Origin of the sequence: Montanilutibacter psychrotolerans (assembly GCF_003719825.1) — a bacterium.
In the GTDB taxonomy this organism is placed as follows: Bacteria; Pseudomonadota; Gammaproteobacteria; order Xanthomonadales; family Xanthomonadaceae; genus Montanilutibacter; species Montanilutibacter psychrotolerans.
Map to the genome: position 1 here is coordinate 226395 of NZ_RIBS01000003.1, position 19680 is coordinate 246074.

Annotated in this window: 17 protein-coding genes; 1 reads left to right on the forward strand and 16 read right to left on the reverse strand. The window is 68.7% G+C overall.

Going from position 1 to position 19680, the window contains the following annotated elements; genetic code table 11:
- Positions 1 to 292: 292 nt before the first annotated feature.
- Complete coding sequence (locus EER27_RS07775; RefSeq protein WP_425480822.1) at positions 293 to 1240, reverse strand: peptidoglycan DD-metalloendopeptidase family protein; 948 nt, start codon at positions 1238 to 1240, stop codon at positions 293 to 295.
- On the opposite strand from EER27_RS07775, the gene EER27_RS07780 reads away from it, so the two are divergent.
- On the forward strand, positions 1230 to 1694 hold the full coding sequence (locus EER27_RS07780; protein WP_223807224.1) for a DciA family protein: 465 nt from the start codon (positions 1230 to 1232) through the stop codon (positions 1692 to 1694). The two genes, EER27_RS07775 and EER27_RS07780, sit on opposite strands and share 11 nt — an antisense overlap.
- Positions 1695 to 2277: 583 nt before the next feature.
- On the opposite strand, the gene lpxC is transcribed toward EER27_RS07780, so the two are convergent.
- The 15 genes from lpxC to mraZ all read right to left on the reverse strand — a co-directional run bounded on the left by lpxC (position 2278) and on the right by mraZ (position 19351).
- Positions 2278 to 3186, reverse strand: coding sequence for a UDP-3-O-acyl-N-acetylglucosamine deacetylase (gene lpxC / locus EER27_RS07785; protein WP_123087466.1), 909 nt, complete (start codon positions 3184 to 3186; stop codon positions 2278 to 2280).
- A gap of 316 nt (positions 3187 to 3502) precedes the next feature.
- Positions 3503 to 4717 (reverse strand): cell division protein FtsZ, encoded by a 1215-nt coding sequence (gene ftsZ / locus EER27_RS07790; RefSeq protein WP_123087467.1) that lies wholly within the window; start codon positions 4715 to 4717, stop codon positions 3503 to 3505.
- Positions 4718 to 4901: 184 nt separating this feature from the next.
- Positions 4902 to 6152, reverse strand: coding sequence for a cell division protein FtsA (ftsA, locus tag EER27_RS07795; RefSeq protein ID WP_123087468.1), 1251 nt, complete (start codon positions 6150 to 6152; stop codon positions 4902 to 4904).
- Positions 6149 to 6901 carry a cell division protein FtsQ/DivIB gene (locus tag EER27_RS07800; RefSeq protein WP_123087469.1) on the reverse strand — a complete coding sequence of 251 codons (753 nt, stop codon included), beginning with the start codon at positions 6899 to 6901 and terminating at the stop codon, positions 6149 to 6151. Before EER27_RS07800 ends, ftsA begins: the two co-directional genes overlap by 4 nt.
- On the reverse strand, positions 6898 to 7881 hold the full coding sequence (locus EER27_RS07805; protein WP_123087470.1) for a D-alanine--D-alanine ligase: 984 nt from the start codon (positions 7879 to 7881) through the stop codon (positions 6898 to 6900). The genes EER27_RS07800 and EER27_RS07805 overlap by 4 nt, the downstream gene beginning before the upstream one ends.
- A complete protein-coding gene (gene murC / locus EER27_RS07810; protein WP_123087471.1) occupies positions 7878 to 9338 on the reverse strand; it encodes a UDP-N-acetylmuramate--L-alanine ligase in 1461 nt (486 codons plus the stop codon). The genes EER27_RS07805 and murC overlap by 4 nt, the downstream gene beginning before the upstream one ends.
- Positions 9335 to 10450, reverse strand: coding sequence for an undecaprenyldiphospho-muramoylpentapeptide beta-N-acetylglucosaminyltransferase (gene murG, locus EER27_RS07815; RefSeq protein WP_123087472.1), 1116 nt, complete (start codon positions 10448 to 10450; stop codon positions 9335 to 9337). The genes murC and murG overlap by 4 nt, the downstream gene beginning before the upstream one ends.
- On the reverse strand, positions 10447 to 11799 hold the full coding sequence (gene ftsW / locus EER27_RS07820) for a putative lipid II flippase FtsW (protein ID WP_123087473.1): 1353 nt from the start codon (positions 11797 to 11799) through the stop codon (positions 10447 to 10449). The genes murG and ftsW overlap by 4 nt, the downstream gene beginning before the upstream one ends.
- A complete protein-coding gene (gene mraY / locus EER27_RS07825) occupies positions 11799 to 12890 on the reverse strand; it encodes a phospho-N-acetylmuramoyl-pentapeptide-transferase (RefSeq protein WP_123087474.1) in 1092 nt (363 codons plus the stop codon). The genes ftsW and mraY overlap by 1 nt, the downstream gene beginning before the upstream one ends.
- A complete protein-coding gene (locus EER27_RS07830; protein WP_123087475.1) occupies positions 12880 to 14295 on the reverse strand; it encodes a UDP-N-acetylmuramoyl-tripeptide--D-alanyl-D-alanine ligase in 1416 nt (471 codons plus the stop codon). The genes mraY and EER27_RS07830 overlap by 11 nt, the downstream gene beginning before the upstream one ends.
- A complete protein-coding gene (locus EER27_RS07835; RefSeq protein ID WP_123087476.1) occupies positions 14292 to 15764 on the reverse strand; it encodes a UDP-N-acetylmuramoyl-L-alanyl-D-glutamate--2,6-diaminopimelate ligase in 1473 nt (490 codons plus the stop codon). The genes EER27_RS07830 and EER27_RS07835 overlap by 4 nt, the downstream gene beginning before the upstream one ends.
- The gene (locus EER27_RS07840) at positions 15761 to 17671 is read right to left on the reverse strand and encodes a peptidoglycan D,D-transpeptidase FtsI family protein (RefSeq protein WP_123087477.1); all 1911 of its coding nucleotides are present in this window, start codon (positions 17669 to 17671) and stop codon (positions 15761 to 15763) included. Before EER27_RS07840 ends, EER27_RS07835 begins: the two co-directional genes overlap by 4 nt.
- Entirely contained in the window at positions 17668 to 17934 is a 267-nt protein-coding gene (gene ftsL / locus EER27_RS07845; protein ID WP_223807225.1) for a cell division protein FtsL, read from the reverse strand. The genes EER27_RS07840 and ftsL overlap by 4 nt, the downstream gene beginning before the upstream one ends.
- Positions 17931 to 18908: a 16S rRNA (cytosine(1402)-N(4))-methyltransferase RsmH gene (gene rsmH / locus EER27_RS07850; RefSeq protein ID WP_123087478.1), complete on the reverse strand. Its 978-nt coding sequence runs from the start codon at positions 18906 to 18908 to the stop codon at positions 17931 to 17933. Before rsmH ends, ftsL begins: the two co-directional genes overlap by 4 nt.
- Complete coding sequence (mraZ, locus tag EER27_RS07855) at positions 18905 to 19351, reverse strand: division/cell wall cluster transcriptional repressor MraZ (RefSeq protein ID WP_123087479.1); 447 nt, start codon at positions 19349 to 19351, stop codon at positions 18905 to 18907. Before mraZ ends, rsmH begins: the two co-directional genes overlap by 4 nt.
- Positions 19352 to 19680: the final 329 nt, after the last annotated feature.

Sequence of the window (19680 nt, forward strand, 5' to 3'; positions counted from 1 at the left end):
TTGCGCCCCGATCGGGGTCGGGTCTGTTCAGTGGCCGGGCCATTCTAGCTTGGGGAGCCCTCCAGCGCGTATCAAGGGCCCGGCGCCGTTGGTGGCGCAGTTTCGGGCATGCGATCACGCGCCCGCGGCCGCTACGGACGCGTGCCGACCGCGATTGCGCCGGGTTTGCGGCGCAAGCGGAGGCGGTGTTCGTGATGGACGCCCGCCGGATATGGAAACGGGCCGCCACTTCCGTGGCGACCCGTCCTGGCTACTGCTGGAACGACCGGGGGACCCGGCCGCGCACCGCGACTCAGCCCTTCAGCTTGAGCGGCGATTCCTGCGCGAGGAAATTGCGCGGGTCGACCACGCGGCCGTTCTCCCACACTTCGAAATGCACGTGGGCACCCGTCGAGCGGCCCGTCGATCCGGCCTTGGCGATCTCCTGGCCGGCACGCACCAGCTGGCCGACCGTACGGGTCAGGCGCGAGTTGTGCGCATAGCGGGTGACGTAGCCATTGCCGTGATCAACCTCGACCACATTGCCGTAGCCCGAGCGCACGCCCGAGTAGCTGACGACGCCGTCCGCCACCGCCAGCACCGGATCGCCGACGTCTGCCTCGAAGTCGATGCCCTTGTGGTTGGCACGGCCGCCGTTGAACGGGTCGGCGCGACCGCCGAAGCCGGACGTGATGTAGCTGTTGGCGATCGGCTCGCGCGACGGCACGGAATTCATGTCGAGCTGGCGGTTGAACAACAGCGACTCGAGCACGGACAACTGCTCGCCGGACGCGGCGAACTGACGCTTCAGCTTGCTCAGACCGGCATCAAGCTCGGCCTTGGGCATGTCCTGCACCGGGCCAGCACCACCGACGCCGACCGGCTTGTCGAAATTGAACTCGCCATCCTGCAGCTGGCCGATGCGGGTCAGCCGCACGCCCAGCGCGTTGAGACGGTTGGCCTCGGCCTGCAGCTCGCCCAGGCGCGCGGCAAGCGCGTTGATCTCGCGCTGCGCATCGCGGCGCGTGGATTCCATCTGCGCCTGCTGGTTGGAAACCTGGGCACGCAGGCCGGCGGTCATCGCCAGGCCGCCGCCAACGCCGACCACCATGCCCACACCCAGCAGCAGGGCGACGGCGAGGCCGGGGCGGTTGGCCCCAAACTGCGCCACCATCTGGCGCATGATGTCAGTCCGTGACTGCGGGGTGCCGATACGCAATCGGGCCACGCGCGGATTGTTCGTATTGATCTTGAAGGTCATTTTTCCGATGTCTGATTCCCGATCCACCCCGCGCCGCCCCTCGTCACCGCGAGAAGCGCTCGATGCGCTGCTCGCGGAACCCGCTGGCGACCCGATCCGGCGAGCCTTTTGGCTCGACGGGCTGGACCGTCGGTTACGCCCCTTCCTGCCCCCCTCACTAGCCGCACACACGCGGCTGGCAAACTTCGAGCGCGGCAGGCTCGTATTTGTCGTCGATGCTCCGGTGTGGCGCGCCAAACTTCGGCTTGCGGCTCCGGAACTGCTCAACGTGGCCCAATCCATCGGGCTTGCTGCGGCGGAGATCGTGGTCAAGACCACTGTCTCCCCGGCGCAGCCACAACCGCAGCCGAACCGGAAAGCCATCCCCTTGTCAGCGTCTGCAAAGCAAGCATTGCAGGCCGCCTTGGCATCGTTGAAACCCCCTGTACCCAAGGAGCCCGGCGATGGCAAATGACCGTTTCGGCGGGCGTGGCACGTTCTAGCCACGGCCTCCGGATGATCGGGGACGGGCAATCCTAATGGCGCCAACCCGCTGATTTGTTAAAGGGTCGGTAACATTTAAGAAATTATTCGTTAAATTTTCGTTAACGAATCACAGTGCATTCACCTCCGTGACGAGGCGCACAGATCATTCGAGCGCCCGCGCACGCGCGCCCAAGCGCGTTTTTCCCACTCGTTCGATGGGCGTTCGGTACGCCGCAATCGGCGTTATGCCCACCCCATGACGCGGGAAATCCGCCGTCGATCCGGCACCAGTTCCCAGCCCAGACCGTGTGATCGGACGAATCGCTCAAAGTGCGGTTCCGCGCCCGAGTGCGCACACGCATCCGGCGGGATGAGCGTTCGCCCAGCCGCGTACCGACCGCCTGAGATCGCCACCACGCGGGAGCGGCATGAACCAAGCAAGGAGGCTGGCGGACCTGGCTGCGAGCCGGGGCGCCTGGTCGGGGCGTCTGGTCCGGACATCGGCCCAGTGGAGGCAGGCGAAGGACTGCGCCCTGCCGGAGTAGCGCGGCCCGTGCGGGGCCGGGGATGGTTCAGATCGGGGCCGGGATGCCGTAGCCCGCCGGGACCGCGTCCTGGTCGCTGAACGTGACCTCGTCCCAGGCCGAGCGTTCGGCCAGCAGGGCGCGCACCAGCTTGTTGTTCAATGCGTGGCCGGACTTGAAGCCTTCGTAGGCGCCGATGATCGGGTGGCCGGCCAGGTAGAGGTCGCCCACTGCATCGAGGATCTTGTGACGGACGAACTCGTCGGCGTAACGCAAGCCGTCGTCGTTCAGCACCCGGAACTCATCGAGCACGATCGCATTGTCCATCGAGCCGCCGAGGCCCAGGTTGCGCTCGCGCATGTATTCCAGGTCACGCATGAAACCGAAGGTGCGCGCGCGGCTGACTTCCTTGACGTAGGAAGCCGTGGAGAATTCGACCTCGGCCCGCGATTGCGATGCCGGGATGGCGGGGTGATCGAATTCGACGGTAAAGCCGATCCGGAAGCCGTCGTGCGGTTCGAACCGGGCGATCTTGTCGCCGTCGCGGACTTCGACGGGCTTTCGGATGCGGATGAAGCGCTTGGCCGCGTCCTGCTCGGCAACGCCGGCGGACTGCAGCAGGAACACGAACGGGCCCGCCGAGCCATCCATGATCGGCACTTCGGGCGCGGAGAGGTCGATGAAGCAGTTGTCGATGCCCAGGCCGGCCAATGCCGACAGCAGGTGCTCGACGGTCATGACCTTGCCGGCATCGCGGCTCAGGCCAGTGCACAGCACCGTTTCGGTCACCAGTTCGGCGCGCGCCGGGATCTCGACCACCGGGTCCAGGTCCACACGCCGGAACACGATGCCGGCATCGACCGGGGCCGGGCGCAGCGTGAGGAAGACCTTCTCGCCACTGTGCAGGCCCACGCCGGTGGCGCGGATCACGTTCTTGAGGGTGCGTTGGCGCAGCATCGGGAGGGGGCGACCTCGGCTGGTCGTGGGATCGGGCATTCGATCGGAATTCGGCTCGCGACCGGCGGGGAGCCTGGGCCCGACCTCGGGGGGTGGCAAGGTTAGCACGCGACCGGCTGAACCTTAACGGAAAACGCCCCCGCTGCTGGCGGGACGGGCTGGCACGGAAACCGGCCGGTCGGCGTGGCCGACCGGCCAAAATGCCCCGGGCACGGAGGCCCGGGACCAAAGGGGCGGAATCACGGGGCGCATGGCGAGCCTTCGCTCGCCGCCGCGATTCCACGGCCGGCATCCTGCCAGCCGGAGGAACGTTGGATCAGTCGGCCTGACGGCGCAGGAACGCCGGGATGTCCAGGTAGCTGTCGCTGGAGCCGAAATCGGCCGCCAGCGGCGTCGACGAGGCGCTGTCGTTGCCGCGGGTGCCGCCACGCAGGCTACCACCGAAGCTGGGGATCGCCGGCGCGAAGCCGTCGCCCACGCCGTCGATGGGCAGGCCAGTGGTGCCGTTGAGCCTGGCCGGGTTGGCCACCACCGCGATCTGCGGACGGCGACCGGTCTCGCGCACCACCGCGCGGTTGAGGCCGGTGGCGACCACGGTCACCTTGACCTCGTCCTGCATGTCCGGGTCGAGCACGGTGCCGATGACGACCGTGGCGTCCTCCGAGGCGAATGCCTCGATGGTGCGGCCCACCTCGTCGAACTCGGCCATCGTGAAGTCCGGACCGGCGGTGATGTTGACCAGGATGCCGTTGGCACCCGACAGGTTGACGTCGTCGAGCAGCGGGTTCTGGATCGCCGATTCGGCAGCGGCCTGCGCGCGGTCGTCGCCGCGTGCCGAGCCGGTGCCCATCATCGCCAGGCCCATCTCGCTCATCACGGTGCGCACGTCGGCGAAGTCGACGTTGATCAGGCCCGGGCGGACGATCAGGTCGGCGATGCCCTGCACGGCGCCGAGCAGCACGTCGTTGGCAGCGCGGAACGCCTGGATCATGGTGGCGTTGCGGCCGAGCACGGTGATCAGCTTCTCGTTGGGGATCGTGATCAGCGAGTCGCAGTGATGCGCCAGCTCTTCGATGCCCTTGAGTGCGACCTGCATGCGGCGGCGCCCCTCGAACGGGAACGGCTTGGTGACCACGGCGACTGTCAGGATGCCCATCTCCTTGGCCAGCTGGGCGACCACCGGCGCGGCGCCGGTACCGGTACCGCCACCCATGCCGGCGGTGATGAACACCATGTCCGCGCCGGACAGCGCATCCATGATGCGCTCGCGGTCTTCCAGCGCTGCCTGGCGACCGACCTCCGGGTTGGCGCCGGCGCCCAGGCCCTTGGTGACGTTGCTGCCCAGCTGCAGCTGCAGCTTGGCGCCGCAGTTCTTGATCGCCTGCGAGTCGGTGTTGGCTGTGATGAATTCCACCCCGTCGACGTTGCCGCTGACCATGTGCGCGACCGCGTTGCCGCCGCCGCCGCCGACGCCCACGACCTTGATGATCGCGTTGGGGGCCATGTTTTCAACCAGTTCGAAATGCGCCATGTCCTCGTCCTCGTTTGTCTAGTTATGTATGTGTTGCCGTGCTGCCCTGCTGCCTGTCGCCGCCTGCCATTGGCCGGAGCGCCTTCGCTTCGGTCGTGTCCTCAATGCCGGAACCGTCGGGCAGCGCCCTGATTGCCACGCTGCCTTGCCACCCTTCGGTTCCCGCCAGTCACTCCGCGATCCTTCAGAATTCGCCGCGATACCAGTTCTTCAATTTGTTGAGGAAGCTGCCCGCGCGCCCGGCGGAGATCGCCGGTCGGCGCGGGTTTTCGATCTGGCTGCCCATCAGCAGAAGGCCCACGCCGGTGGCGTGCACCGGGTTGCCGACCACCTCGCCCAGCCCGGTAACGTGCTGCGGAATGCCGACGCGCACTGGCATCTGCAGCATTTCCTCGGCCAGCTCGACCACGCCTTCCATCTTTGCCGCGCCGCCGGTCAGCACCATGCCGGCACGCACGTGCTGCTCGAAGCCGCTGCGGCGCAACTCGGCCTGCACCATCTCGAAGATTTCCTCGTAACGCGCCTGCACGGCCTGCGCGAGCGACGCGCGCGGCATGCGGCGCGGCGGGCGATCGCCGACGCTGGGCACCTGGATGCTTTCCTCGGCCGTGGCCATCTGCGACAACGCGCACGCGTAACGGACCTTGATCTGCTCGGCCTCCGGCGTCGGCGTGCGCAGCATGTGCGCGATGTCTTCGGTGACCTTGTCACCGGCGATCGGCAGGCTGGCGCTGTGCGCGATCGCGCCCTGCACGAACACGGAGATGTCGGTGGTGCCGGCGCCGATGTCGACCAGCACCACACCGAGCTCGCGCTCGTCGCTGGTCAGCACGGCGTGGCTGGACGCGAGCACGCCCAGGATCAGGTCGTCCACCTGCAGGCCGCATCGCTCCACGCAACGGCTGACGTTGGCCGCCGCCGACTGCGCGCACACCACCAGGTGCGCGTGCACCTCCAGGCGAACGCCGGTCATGCCCACCGGGTTGCGGATGCCTTCCTGGGTGTCGTCGAGCACGTAGTCGCGCGGAATGGCGTGCAGGATCCGCTGGTCAGCCGGGATCGCGACGGCCTTGGCCGCTTCGAGCACGCGATCGAGGTCGGCAAAGCTGACCTCGCCATCGCGGATCGGCGCGATGCCCTGCGAGTTGCGGCACTGCACGTGGCTGCCGGAAATCGACGCGTACACCGAGCGGATCTCGCAACCGGCCATCAGCTCGGCTTCCTCGATCGCGCGCTGGATCGACTGCACGGTCGACTCGATGTCGACCACGACGCCGCGGCGCAGGCCGCGCGATTCGTGCGAACCGATGCCGATCACCTCGATCGGATTGCCGGGACGGCCGTTGTCGGGCGTGTACTCGCCGACCAGCGCGACCACCTTCGAGGTGCCGATGTCGAGACCGACGATCAGCGATTTGTCACCCTTGCGATTCATGAGGTTTCCTGCGTGTGCTTCGTTGCTGCCTTGGCGGGAACCCAGGTCAGCGAAAATCCGTTGGTGTAGCGGAGGTCGGCGCGGGCGAGCGCCTGTGCGGGCTGGGCCATCAGCTGCGGCAGCAGGCGCGCGAACCGCGCGAGCCGTGCGTTGGCTTCGCTGCGCCCGACCACGACCTGCGTCGCGGCGACCGCGCCGCCGGACGGGTTGCCCAGCTGCAGCGTCCAGCTGCCGCGCGGGTCGAGCTCGATTGCGTACACGTGGATGCCGAGCGGCGCGAACAGCGCCTTCGACTCGTTGTACTGCCGCACCACCGCATCGACGCGCGACACCGGCCCGGCCAGTTGCGGCAGGCCGGCGGGCACCTCGATGCCCTTGGCCGGGAACAGCCGGCCATGCTGGGACAGCAGCAGGTTCTGGCCCCAGCGCGCGAACGGTCGGTGCTCGATCACGCGCACTTCCAGCACGTCGGGCCAGCGCTTGCGCACCTCGGCGTGTTCGACCCACGGCAACGCCGCCACGGCGGCCTGCGCATCGTCCAGACGAACGGCGAAGAAGCCGCGCTGCGCGTGCGGCAGCAGCGCCTTGCGCAGCGTCGCACCGTCGACGCGCTCGAACTCGCCGATCGCACGCAAGCGCGTCAAAGGCCACTGTCCGGCGCCGATCCAGCCGTTGAGCACGGCCACGACCGGCAGCGTGACCAGGGTCAACGCGAGCAGCCAACCGACGAGGCGCAGCAGGGCGTTCACGCCAATTCACCTCCGGCGTCCGCCAGGCTCGATTCCAGCACGCGCCAGCACAGCTCCTCGAAGCCGATGCCGACTTCGCGCGCGGCCTTGGGCACCAGCGAGTGGCTGGTCATGCCCGGCGCGGTGTTGACCTCGAGCAGATGGAACTGACCCGACGCGCGATCGCGCATCACGTCCACGCGTCCCCACCCCGTGCAACCGGCGGCAATGAACGCCGCCAGCGCGATGCGGCCGATCTCGGATTCGTCACTGCCATCGAGGCCAGGGCACAGGTACTGCGTGTCCTCGGCAACGTACTTGGCGTTGTAGTCGTACCACTCGCCCTTGGGCACGATGCGGATCGACGGCAACGCGCGGTAGCCATCGCCCAGGTCGAGCACGCCGACGGTCAGCTCGTCGCCGACCACCAGCTGCTCCATCAGCATCTCGCCCGGATAGCGCGCAGCCAGCGCGACCGCCTCGTCGAGGCCGGCGTCGTCGTGCACACGCGACACGCCCACGCTCGAACCTTCGCACGACGGCTTGATGATCACCGGCAGGCCAAGCTCGCGCGCGGCGGCATGCACGTCGTCGCCCTTGGCCAGACGCACGTAACGCGGCGTCGGCAGGCCCAGGCTGAGCCACACCTGCTTGGTGCGGATCTTGTCCATCGCCAACGCCGAACCGAGCACGCCCGAGCCGGTGTACGGCACGCGCAGCGCTTCCAGCAGCCCCTGCAGCACGCCGTCTTCGCCGCCGCCCTTGTTGCCGTGCAGGATGTTGAAGACGCGGTCGACGCGGCCTGCACCGATTGCATCGACGAGCGCCGGGATGCCATCGACCGCGAACGCCTCGACGCCGCGCGCGAGCAGCGCCTCGAGCACGTTGCGACCGGAGTCCAGCGACACCTCGCGTTCGGAACTGGTACCGCCCATGAGCACCGCGACGCGGCCGAACACGTTCGGGTCGGTCACGCGCTGGGGCGAGATCTGCACACTCACTTGCCTTCTCCTTCAAATCCACTGCTGGCGATCTGCTGCGCGGCGTGGCCGATGTCGCCGGCGCCCATCATCAAAAGCAGATCACCGTCCTGGAGCACGTCCGGCAGCACCGAGGCCAGGTCGACGGCGCCGCCAACCACGACCGGATCGATGCGCCCGCGCGCGCGGATGGCGCGCGCCAGTGCTTTTGCGTCGGCGCCGGCGATCGGCGCCTCGCCGGCGGGGTAGACCTCGGTCAGCACCAGTGCGTCCACGCCCGAGAGCACGCCGGCGAAGTCGTCGAACAGATCGCGCGTGCGGCTGTAACGGTGCGGCTGGAACGCCACCACCAGCCGCCGGTCGGGCCAGCCGCCGCGTGCCGCGGCGAACACCGCCGCCAGCTCCTTGGGGTGGTGACCGTAGTCGTCGACCAGTTGCACGGTCGCGCCCTTGGCGGTGGTCAGCTCGGCCAGCAGGTTGAAGCGGCGGCCGATGCCGGCGAACTTCTCGAGCGCGCGTGCGATTGCCTCGGGGGCGACCTCAAGCTGCCAGCCCACCGCGGCCGCGGCCAACGCGTTCTGCACGTTGTGCCGACCCGGCAACGCCAGTGTGATCGGCGTGCGCGTCCCATCGGGCAGGCACAGGGAGAAGTGCATGCGGCCGCCGTCCTGGACGACGTCCTCGGCGCGCACGTCGGCGTCCTCGTGGAAGCCGTAGGTCAACACGTGGCGTGCCGAACGCGCTGCCAGTTCGGCAACTTCGGCATCGTCGATGCACAGCACCGCCAGGCCATAGAAGGGCAACCGGTGCAGGAACTCGTCGAACGCCGCGAGCACCTTGGCGAAATCGCCACCGTAGTTTTCGAGGTGATCGGCGTCGATGTTGGTGACCACCGCGATCTGCGGGCCAAGCCGCAGGAAGCTGCCATCGCTCTCGTCGGCTTCGGCCACCAGCCATTCGCCGGTGCCCAGGCGTGCATTGGCGCCGGCGGCCAGCAGTTGTCCGCCGATCACGAACGTCGGGTCGATGCCGGCTTCGCCCAGCACGCTCGCCGTCAACGAGGTGGTGGTGGTCTTGCCGTGCGTGCCGGCCACGGCGATGCCGCGCTTGAAGCGCATCAGTTCGGCGAGCATTTCCGCACGCGGCACCACCGGAATGCGCTGCGAGCGCGCTTCCATCAGTTCCGGGTTGTCGGCCTTGATCGCGCTAGACACCACCACGCAGTCGGCGCCCAGCACGTTGGCCGCGGCGTGGCCGCGATGCACGGCGATGCCGAGCGCGGCCAGGCGACGGGTGACGGCGTTGTCGGCCATGTCCGAACCCGACACCTGGTAGCCCAGCGTGCACATGACTTCGGCAATGCCGCTCATGCCGGTGCCGCCGACGCCGACGAAGTGCACGCGCACGGCGCTGCCGGTGGCGCCGGCGTTGGCAGGATCGGCCGCATGCAGCAGACGGCGGCGCTGGGTGACACTCATGCGGGACGCTCCGGTTGGAACTGTTCAATGACAATGGTGGCGACGCGATCGGCTGCGTCGGGGAGCGCCAGGGCGCGCGCGGCGTTGGCCATGCGCAGCAGGTCGGTGCGATGACCGAGGATCTCGATGGTCGCGCCGAGATGCTGGGCAAGGTCATCGCCTTGCGGCAGCAGCTGCGCCGCGCCGCGGTCGACGAGGTAGAGGGCGTTCTTGGTCTGGTGGTCGTCCACGGCCTGCGGGAACGGCACCAGCACCGCGCCGACGCCGACCGCACACAGCTCGGCCAGCGTCAGTGCGCCGGCGCGGCATACGACGAGGTCGGCCCATGCATAGGCCGCCCCCATGTCGGCGATGAAGGGTTCGATCGACGCCGTGACGCCGGCATCGGCGTAGGCGCGCACGGCGTCCTCGTGCAGCTTCTCGCCGCACTGATGGCGCACCTCGCAGGCCAGCGTGCCGCGCAGCGCGGCGACAGCCTTCGGCACCGCGGCGTTGAGCGCGCGTGCGCCCTGGCTTCCGCCGAGCACCAGCAGGCGCAGCGGCCCTTCGCGGCCAGCGAAACGCTGGGCGGGCGACGCGATGGCGGCGATCTCGCTGCGCACCGGGTTGCCGACAACCTCCTCGGCGATCCCGGCAAACGTATCCGGGAAGCCGGTCAACACGCGGCGCGCGAACCGCGACAGCACGCGATTGGTCATGCCCGGGGCACGGTTTTGTTCGTGCACGATCAGCGGCACGCCGGCCAGGCGCGCGGCCAGGCCACCGGGTCCCGCGGCGAAACCGCCGAAGCTGACCACCGCGCGGGGATTGCGTTCGCGCAACACGCGCCGCGCGGCGTTCACCGCGCCGATCATGCGCAGCGGCATGCCCAGCAGTGCGGCGATCCCCTTGCCGCGGACACCACGCACCGCGATGGTGTCGATGGGCACGTCGTGACCCGGCACCAGGCGCGTTTCCATGCCGCCCTCGCTGCCGAGCCAGGTCACCGGGATGCCACGTTCGCGAAGCGCGCGCGCAACCGCGAGCCCCGGAAAGATGTGCCCGCCCGTGCCGCCGGCCAGGATCATGACGGGGCGGCCGAAGGTGGCGACGGGAGCGTTCGACGTGCTCATGCGCGCGCTCCGAAGGTGGGTTCGACGCGCTGCCGCAGACGGCTGGTGCCGCGCATCGGATCGACGGCGTGCGCTGCCACTGGTGGGGTGCCCGGCGCGGGTGTGCCGGCCAGGGGCACGCCGGCGGGGGCGCGCGGTGCTTGGCGCTGCGGTGACTTGCTGGCGTCGTCGGCGACCGTGGCCGGCCCCGGCTCGCCGCGAGCACGCGCCACCTGGCGCTGTGCACGGTCGAGCTCGTACGACACCCGCAGCAGCAGGCCGAGCGCCGCGCAGGTCATCAGCACGCTCGAACCGCCAGCCGAGATCAACGGAAGCGTGAGGCCCTTGGTCGGCAGCAAGCCAAGGTTCACGCCGATCGACACGAAGCTCTGCATGCCGATCCACAGCGCGATACCGAATGCGCAGTAGCCCGCGAAATGACGGCGCATCTCGACGCACTTCAGGCCGATCCACAGCGCGCGCGCCACCAAGGCGCTGAAAAGCGCGATGACCACGCACACACCGACGAAGCCGAGCTCTTCGGCAATGACGGCCAGGATGAAATCCGTGTGCGCCTCGGGCAGGTAGTTGAGCTTCTGCACCGATGCGCCCAGGCCGACGCCGAACCACTCGCCGCGACCAACCGCCATCAGCGAGTTGGTGAGCTGGTAGCCGGAATCGAGCTGGTCCTTCCACGGGTCCATGAACGAGGTGATGCGACGCATACGGTACGGCTCGGCGATGGCGATCACCGCCAGCACCGGCAGCAACACCACCACCGGACCAAACATGCGCGGCATGTTGACCCCGCCCAGAACCAGCATGCCGGCGGTGATCGCCAGCAGCAGGGAGGACGAGCCGAAGTCCGGCTGCAGCAACAGCAGGCCGACCAGCATGATCGCCACGCCAAGCGGCTTGAGCATCGCCGGCCACGTGGCGCTGACTTCCTCGCTGTAACGCTTGAGGTAGCTCGCCAGCCAGATGATGTAGAGCAGCTTGACCGCCTCGACCGCCTGGAAGCTGGACACGCCCAGGTTGATCCAGCGGTGCGCGCCCTTGACGCTGCGTCCCAGCCCCGGCACGAACACCAGCAGCAACAGCACGAAGCACCCCAGCAGCAGCCATTGGCTGTACTGCTCGACCAGCTTGAGCTCGGTGCGCATCAGCCACAACGCCAGCACGGCGCCGCCGCCCAGGAACACGAAGTGGCGGGTGAGGTAATAGAACTCGTCGGAGTTCTGCGCGATCGAGCTCGAGCCGACCATCACCACGCCCACGCACGCCAACGCACACGCGACCGCGATCAGCCACGGGTCGAAGTGCCCCCCGATGGCATCCAGTCGTGTGGCCTGGCGCGCGCTTTCGGCCATCAGCGCACCTTCAACGTCGCCAGGCCGACCAGCACGAGGATCACCGAGATGATCCAGAAGCGCACGATCACGCGCGGCTCGGGCCAGCCCTTGAGCTCGAAGTGGTGGTGGATCGGCGCCATTCGGAACACGCGCTTGCCGGTGAGCTTGAACGACGCGACCTGGATCATCACCGACAGCGTCTCGATCACGAACAGGCCGCCCATGATCACCAGCACCAGCTCCTGGCGCACGATCACGGCAATCGCACCGAGCACCGCGCCGAGCGCGAGCGCACCGATGTCGCCCATGAACACCATCGCCGGGTAGGTGTTGAACCACAGGAAGCCCAGGCCCGCACCGGCGATCGCCGCGCAGATGATCACCAGCTCGCCCGCACCGGGCACGCGCGGGATCTGCAGGTACTCCGAGAACTGGGCGTGGCCCGCGAGGTAGGCAAAGACGCCCAGCGCGCAGGCGACCAGGACGGTGGGCATGATCGCCAGGCCGTCCAGGCCGTCGGTAAGGTTGACCGCGTTGGAGAAGCCGACGATCCAGAAGTACGCGATGGCCACGAAGCTCACGCCAGCCAGCGGCAAGGCGACGGCCTTGAACAGCGGCACGTAGAACGTGGTGGTGGCGACGACGTTCGGATCGGCGGTGTAGTACAGGTACAGGCCGGCGCCGAGACCGAACACGGACTGCAGCAGGTACTTCCAGCGCGACTTCAGGCCGTTGGGATCGCGACGGACGATCTTGATCCAGTCGTCGTACCAGCCAATCGCGCCGAAGCACGCCATCACCGCCAGCACCACCCACACGTACTTGTTGCGCAGGTCGCCCCACAGCAGCACCGAGGCCAGCACGGTGATCAGGATCAGCGCACCGCCCATCGTCGGCGTGCCGGCCTTGGAGAAGTGGCTCTCGGGGCCCTCCTTGCGGATCGGCTGGCCGCCCTTGAGCTGGCCGAGGCGGCGGATCACCGCCGGCCCCCACCAAAGCGACAACGCCAGCGCCGTCAAGGCACTGAGGATGCCCCGGAAGGTCAGGTAGCCGAACAGTCCGAACAGGCTCTGCAGCTGCTCGAGCCAGCGCGTGAGTTCAAGCAGCATGGTGGTTCCCCTTCCCTTGCGACTGCGTTCCACCGGAAAGCAATGCCGTCACGATTCGATCCATCGCGCTGCCGCGCGATCCCTTCACCAGCACGCGCACACCGGCGCGAGCGTCCTGCGCCAATGCGGCGGCGAGCGCGGCATGGGTGTCGTAGTGCGTTGCGCCGTCGCCGAACGACTGCGCCGCGGCGGCGCTCAGCGGGCCCAGCGCGAACAGCCGCGCGATGCCCGCGGCCTTGGCACGGCGACCGGCCTCGGCGTGCATGGCTTCGGCGTCCTCGCCCAATTCGCGCATGTCACCCAGCACCAGCCAGCCTTCGGCGCGCTCGCTCCGGCTGGCTTCGGCCAGCGTGTCGATCGCCGCCGCCAGCGAGCCGGGATTGGCGTTGTAGCTGTCGTCCACCAGCACCGCGCCGCTGTCGAGCGTGTGCGCCACCAGCCGTCCGGCGACCTGTTGCGCGGCTTCCAGGCCCGCAGCGATGGTGTCGAGCGACGCGCCCAGGCCCAGCGCGAGCGATGCCGCGGCGAGCGCGTTGCGCACGTTGTGTCGACCCGGCATGGCCAGCGCGATGGCGACGTCGCCAATCGGCGTGTGCAGCGTGAAGCGGGATCCATCGGCGCCGGCGACGATGGCGCTGGCACCGATCTCGGGATTGCCGTCGAGGCCGAATCGCAGGATGCGGCGGCCGTGCGCGCGCTCGGCGAAGTACGGCGCGAATGCGTCGTCGTCGTTGATCACCGCCACGCCATCGGCCGGCAACGCGTCGTAGACCGCCGCCTTGGTGTCGGCCACGCCGAGCAGGCTGCCCATGCGTTCCAGATGGGCCGGCGCGATGTTGTTGACCAGCGCCACCTGCGGACGCGCGATGGCGGTCAGATAGGCGATGTCGCCGGGCTTGCCAGCGCCCATCTCGTAGATGGCGAAGCGTGCGTCGTCCGGCGCGTCGATCACCGCCAGCGGCAGGCCGATCTCGTTGTTGCGGTTGCCCGGGTTGGCATAGACCGCGCCACCGGCCGTGGCGCATTCGCGCTCGAGGATGGCCAGCAGCAGCGCCTTGACGCTGGTCTTGCCGTTGCTGCCGGTGATCGCCACGACCTGGGTGGTGCGTTCGCGCTGCAGCATCGCGGCGATGTCGGCCAGTGCGCGTTCGGTGTCGGCCACGATGACCTGCGGCAGCGCGACGTCGAGTTCGCGCGCGACCAGCGCGGCGGCGACACCGCCCTGCGCGGCCGCGGCCACGTGGTCGTGGCCGTCGAAGCGCTCGCCCTTGAGTGCGACGAACAGGGCGCTGCCGGCATCGCCGAGGGCGCGCGTGTCGGTGACCAGTGCGGTGACCACGCGGTCATCGCCACGCAGACGGCCATTGGCCATGCGGGCGATGTCGGACAGCCGGATCGGCTTCATGCGCGTGCCTCCAGCAGCCCGCGGGCCACCTGCGTGTCGTCGAACGGATGCTGCACGCCGTGGACTTCCTGGTAGGCCTCGTGGCCCTTGCCAGCCACCAGCACGATGTCGTCGGGACCGGCTTGGCCGATGGCGCAGGCGATGGCGCGCGCGCGATCGCGCTGCACGACGACCTTGGACGTATCGATGAAGCCGGCGAGGATGTCGGCGACGATCACATCGCCGTCTTCGCCACGCGGGTTGTCGTCGGTGACGATCACCACGTCGGCGCCGACCTCGGCGATGGTCGCCATCTGCGGCCGCTTGCCGCGATCGCGCTCGCCACCACAACCAAACACGCACAGCAGGCGCGCGGGCTGGTGCGCGCGCAGCGTGGTGATCGCCTGTTCCAGCGCGTCGGGCGAGTGCGCGTAGTCGATGACCACCAGCGGCTGGCCGGCGTGCCCGCCGAGGCGGTTCATGCGGCCGTGGATCGGCTGCAGGCGAGACAGCGTCTGGGCGATCCGCTCCGGCGACTGGCCAAGCGCAAACAGGGCGCCGGCAACCGCCAGCAAGTTGTCGACATTGAAGCGACCCAGCAGCGGCGACCGCACCGGGTGGGGCTGACCGTCGACCACGAGGTCGAACGCCATGCCGGCGTTGTCCAGGTGCACCGCGCTGGCGCGCACCACCGCCGAGGCGGCCTCGCGCGAGCTGACGCCGATGGCCCGTACCGTCGCCGGCAGGTTGGCGGCGAGCGCGCGACCGTGGGCGTCGTCGAGGTTGATCACCGCCGCCTGCAGGCCCGGCCAGGCAAACAGCTTGGCCTTGGCCGCGCCGTAGCTGGCCATGTCGCCGTGGTAATCGAGGTGGTCGCGCGTCAGGTTGGTGAACAACGCGACAGCGAAATGCACGCCGTCGACACGGCCCTGGTCGAGCGCGTGCGAGCTGACCTCCATCGCCACTGCCCGCGCGCCCTGGTCGTGCAGGCCGGCAAGCTGTGCGTGCAGCGCCAACACCAGCGGCGTGGTGAAACCGGTCGGCTGTGCATCGCCGTACAGGCCGGTGCCCAGCGTGCCGATCGTGCCCGCCGTGGTGCCCAGCAGCGTCCACGCCTGGGCGAGCAGCTGCACGGTCGAGGTCTTTCCGTTGGTGCCGGTGACGCCCACGACCGTCATGTCGGCGCTGACCCGACCGTGGAACGCATCGGCCATCGCGCCCAGGCGCGAGCGAAGGCCCGGCACGGCGATCGCATCCGCCGGCGCAGGCAGCTCGGCCGGTGCGGGCGGTTCGAACAGGATCGCGGCGGCCCCGGCGGCATGCGCCTGGTCGACGAACTGCAGCCCGTGCGCGCCGAAACCGGCAATCGCCACGAACGCGTCGCCCGTGCGAATCGCCCGGCTGTCCATGACCAGGCCACCGATCACCAGGTCGGCGGGAACGCCCGCGACATCGGGCAGCAGCTTGGCCAGCGGCATGGCGCGGCTCACAGCGCGCCTCCCTGCACCGGGGCAGGCAACGCCATCGGCAACCGCGCCGCGGTTGCTGTCGCGCCAGCGGCAGCGTTGGGCAGCACCGGCCCGGCAGGCCGGCCGCCGTTGGCGCGGGTGCGCCTGGCCTCGGCATCGGCCTGCGCGGCGAGCCAGGTATCGATATCGTCCGGTGCCACGTCCATCAGGCGCAACGCGCCGTCCATGACGTTGCGAAACACCGGCGACGACACCGGGCCACCGTAGTAGCCGCGCCGGGTCGGGTCCGGCTCGTTGATCACCACCACCATCGCAAAGCGCGGGTTGTCCACCGGCACCACGCCGGCGAACAGCGACAGGTACTTGTTGGAGTAGCCGCCGGTCCCGCTGAATTTGCGCGTGGTGCCGGTCTTTCCCGCCACGTGGTAACCCAGGATCGCGGCCTGCGGGGCCGTGCCACCTTTCTCTGTAACTGTCTGCATCATGCGCATCATCTGTGCCGCCACCGCCGGCTCGATCGCCTGGCGTGGCGGGTTGTGCTGGCCTTTCACGAAGGTCGGCGCGATCAACTTGCCGCCGTTGGCCAGCGCGGCATAGGCGCGGGCGATCTGCAGCGGCGTCGCCGACAGGCCATAGCCGTACGACATCGTGGCCTTGGTGGTGCCGCTCCACTTCTCGGGCAGCGCGAGCAGGCCCGGCGATTCGCCCGGGAAGCCGCTGCCCGGTCTTTCGCCGTAGCCGAAGCCGTGCACGAAGTCGTAGTAGTACCGATTGGGCAGCGGCAGCACGAGCTTGGCCGCGCCGACGTTGGAGCTCTTGGTGATCACGCCCGTCACGGTCAGCACGCCGTAGTTGTGCGTGTCGGAGATCGTGTAGCGGCCGTTGGGCATGCGCCCACCGGTGGTGTCGACCAGCGTGTCGGCGTTGACGCGGCCGGACTGCAACGCCGCCGATACGCTGATCGGCTTCATGGTCGAACCCGGCTCGACCACGTCCGTCACCGCGCGGTTGCGGTGGGTGTCAGGGGTGCCACTGCCGAACTGGTTGGGGTTGTAGGTGGGCAGGTTGGCCATCGCCAGCACCTCGCCGGTGGCGACGTCGAGCACCACCGCCGACGCGCTGGACGCGCCGGTCTCGTTGAGCGCGTGGCGCAGCTCGCGGAAGGTCAGGTACTGGATGCGACGGTCGATCGTGAGCACCAGATCGCGACCAGGCGCGGCCGGCTTGATCAGGTCGACGCTTTCGACGATGCGGCCGCGGCGGTCGCGGATCACCCGCTTGGAGCCCGCCTCGCCGCGCAGCCATTCGTCGAACGCGAGTTCGAGACCTTCCTGGCCGCGGTCGTCGATGTTGGTGAAACCCAGCACGTGCGCCAACGCCTCGCCCTGCGGATAGAAGCGGCGGTACTCGCGCTGCGACGCCACGCCCGGAATGTCGAGCGCGAGGATGCGGTGGGCCTCATCGGGATTGATGCGGCGCTTGAGGAAAACGAACTCCTTGCCGGCCCGCTGGCCCAGCTTGCGGGTCAGCTCGTCCAGCGGCATCCCCAGCGCGGTCGCCAGCTGCGGCAGGCGCGCCGGGTTCTTGAGCAGCTCCTGCGGATTGCCCCAGATCGACTCGACCGGCGTCGACACCGCCAGCGGCTCGCCGTTGCGGTCGGTGATCATGCCGCGCGAGGTCGCGATCGGCAGTTCACGCTTGATGCGCGCGTCGCCCTGCTGGCGGTAGAAATCGTTGTTGAGCACCTGCAGGTCGAGCGCACGCCCAACCAACGCCACCGAGCACAGGCCGAGCACGCCACCGACGATGGCGAGCCGATTGCGCAGGTTGAAACGGGGCCGACCGCGCGGCGCGGTCGGGGCCTTGGCGGCGGCGCGATCCTTTCCTTGGCGGTCCTTGCCCTGGCGATCGCGGTGGCGTTCGTTCATGGGCGGATCACCACGGTTTCAGCGCCTTCTGGAAACTTCATGCCGAGCCGGTCGCGTGCGACCTGGTCGATGCGGTTGCTTTCGGCCCACGTCGCCTGCTCCAGCTGCAGGCGACCGAACTCGATGTTGAGGTCGTCGCGCGCCTTCTCGAGCTTGCTGAGCTGCACGAACAGCTGGCGGTGCTGGTGGCGCGCGTGCACGACGACCAGCGCCGCCACCACGTTGGCCAGCGCTAGCACGGTCAGCAGCAGGCGCCAGCTCACGCGGCACCTCCCGTCGCCAGTTTCTCGGCCACGCGCAGCACGGCACTGCGGGCACGCGGATTGCTTGCGGTCTCGCTGTCATGCGCCTTCTGCGCACCGCCGATGGCCAGCAGGGTCGGCGTGAACGCGATTTCGATCGGCATGCGCCGATTGGCTGGCGGCGCCTTGGCGTGGCGCGCGATGAACTGCTTGACGATGCGATCTTCCAGCGAATGGAAGCTGATCACCGCCAGGCGCCCGCCCGGCTTGAGGCGTTCCAATGCGGCATCGAGACCGGCCTCGAGATCGGCCAGCTCGCGGTTGATGAAGATGCGAATCGCCTGGAAGCTGCGCGTTGCGGGATGGATCTTGTCCTTTCCGCGCGGCATCACCGAGCTGATCAGCTCGGCCAGTTGCGCGGTGCGCGTGAGCGGCTGCGCATCGCGGCGGGCGACGATGGTGCGCGCGATCTTGCGGCTGAGTTTTTCCTCGCCGTAGGTCCACAGCACGTCGGCGATGTCCCGCTCGGACGCCGTGGCCAGCCACTGCGCGGCGCTCTCGCCCGAATCCGGGTCCATGCGCATGTCCAGCGGGCCGTCCTTGCCGAAGCTGAAGCCGCGCTCGGCGACATCGAGCTGCGGCGACGACACGCCCAGGTCGAGCAGGATGCCGTCCAGGCCCGCGGCCGTCGCATCCCAATGCGCGAGGTCGGCGAAGCTGCCGCGGAAGATCGCCACGCGCGCGTCCGCACCGAACTCACGTTCGGCCACAGCGATCGCCTCGGGATCCTTGTCCATCAGCAGCAGCCGGCCTCCGGCGTCGAGTTGCGAGAGCACGCCACGCGCATGGCCGCCTCGGCCGAACGTGCCGTCCAGGTAGGTTCCATCCGGGATCACCCGCAGTCCGTCCAGGACCTGCGCAAACATCACTGGCAGGTGCGACGCCGGGAGGTGGCCTGGCGGCGCGATGGCGCGCCCGCTGCCACCGCCGGTCATAGCTGCAGGTCGAGCAGCTCGTCGCTCAGATCCGCGTCGGTAATCACCTGACGGATCTGCTCGTGATGCGCCTGCTCGCTCCACAACTCGAATTTCTCGCCCATGCCCAACAGCACGGCCTTGCGCTCAATCCCGACCGCGCCGCGGTGGCTGGCCGGGATGGTGAACCGTCCATTGCCGTCGGGTTCGACGAACTCGGCCGCACCCACGAGCTTCAGCTGCATGACGCGGCTGGTGCTCTTGACCTTGGGCAGCGCGTTGACCTGGTCGCGCACACGCTCCCAGACCTTGAGCGGATACAGATAGAGGGAACCGGCCTCGAACGGGTTGTAGGTGATCACCAGACGATTGCCACAGTCACGCGCGACCAGATCGCGGTAGGCGGTGGGCACCGCCATCCGGCCCTTTTCGTCGATCGTGATGGCGGTTTCGCCCTGGAACATCACTACACCTGGTGTCTGCCGCCTCTAAGCGGGCGACTGAGCCACAGAAAACCACGAAAATCCGGGTTTTCCCTCTTTTGCCCACCTTAGGCAGGCACCTGAGCCTTGTCAATGAATTTCCGGACCGGAATTCACTAGCGGTTTCAAGGGCTTGCGGGCGACTTCAGAGGATTGTTCAAGACTTGACGGCTAAGCTTTGTTTCATCTCATATTTTGAGAATGTGGCGGGCCGGTGCGCGTGCCCGGACGCGTGCCGCGATTGCCCCATCGAGCATGCGGCATCGCACCAATGTGACGTCCGTCACGTAATTTGCGCCGATTTCCCGCGC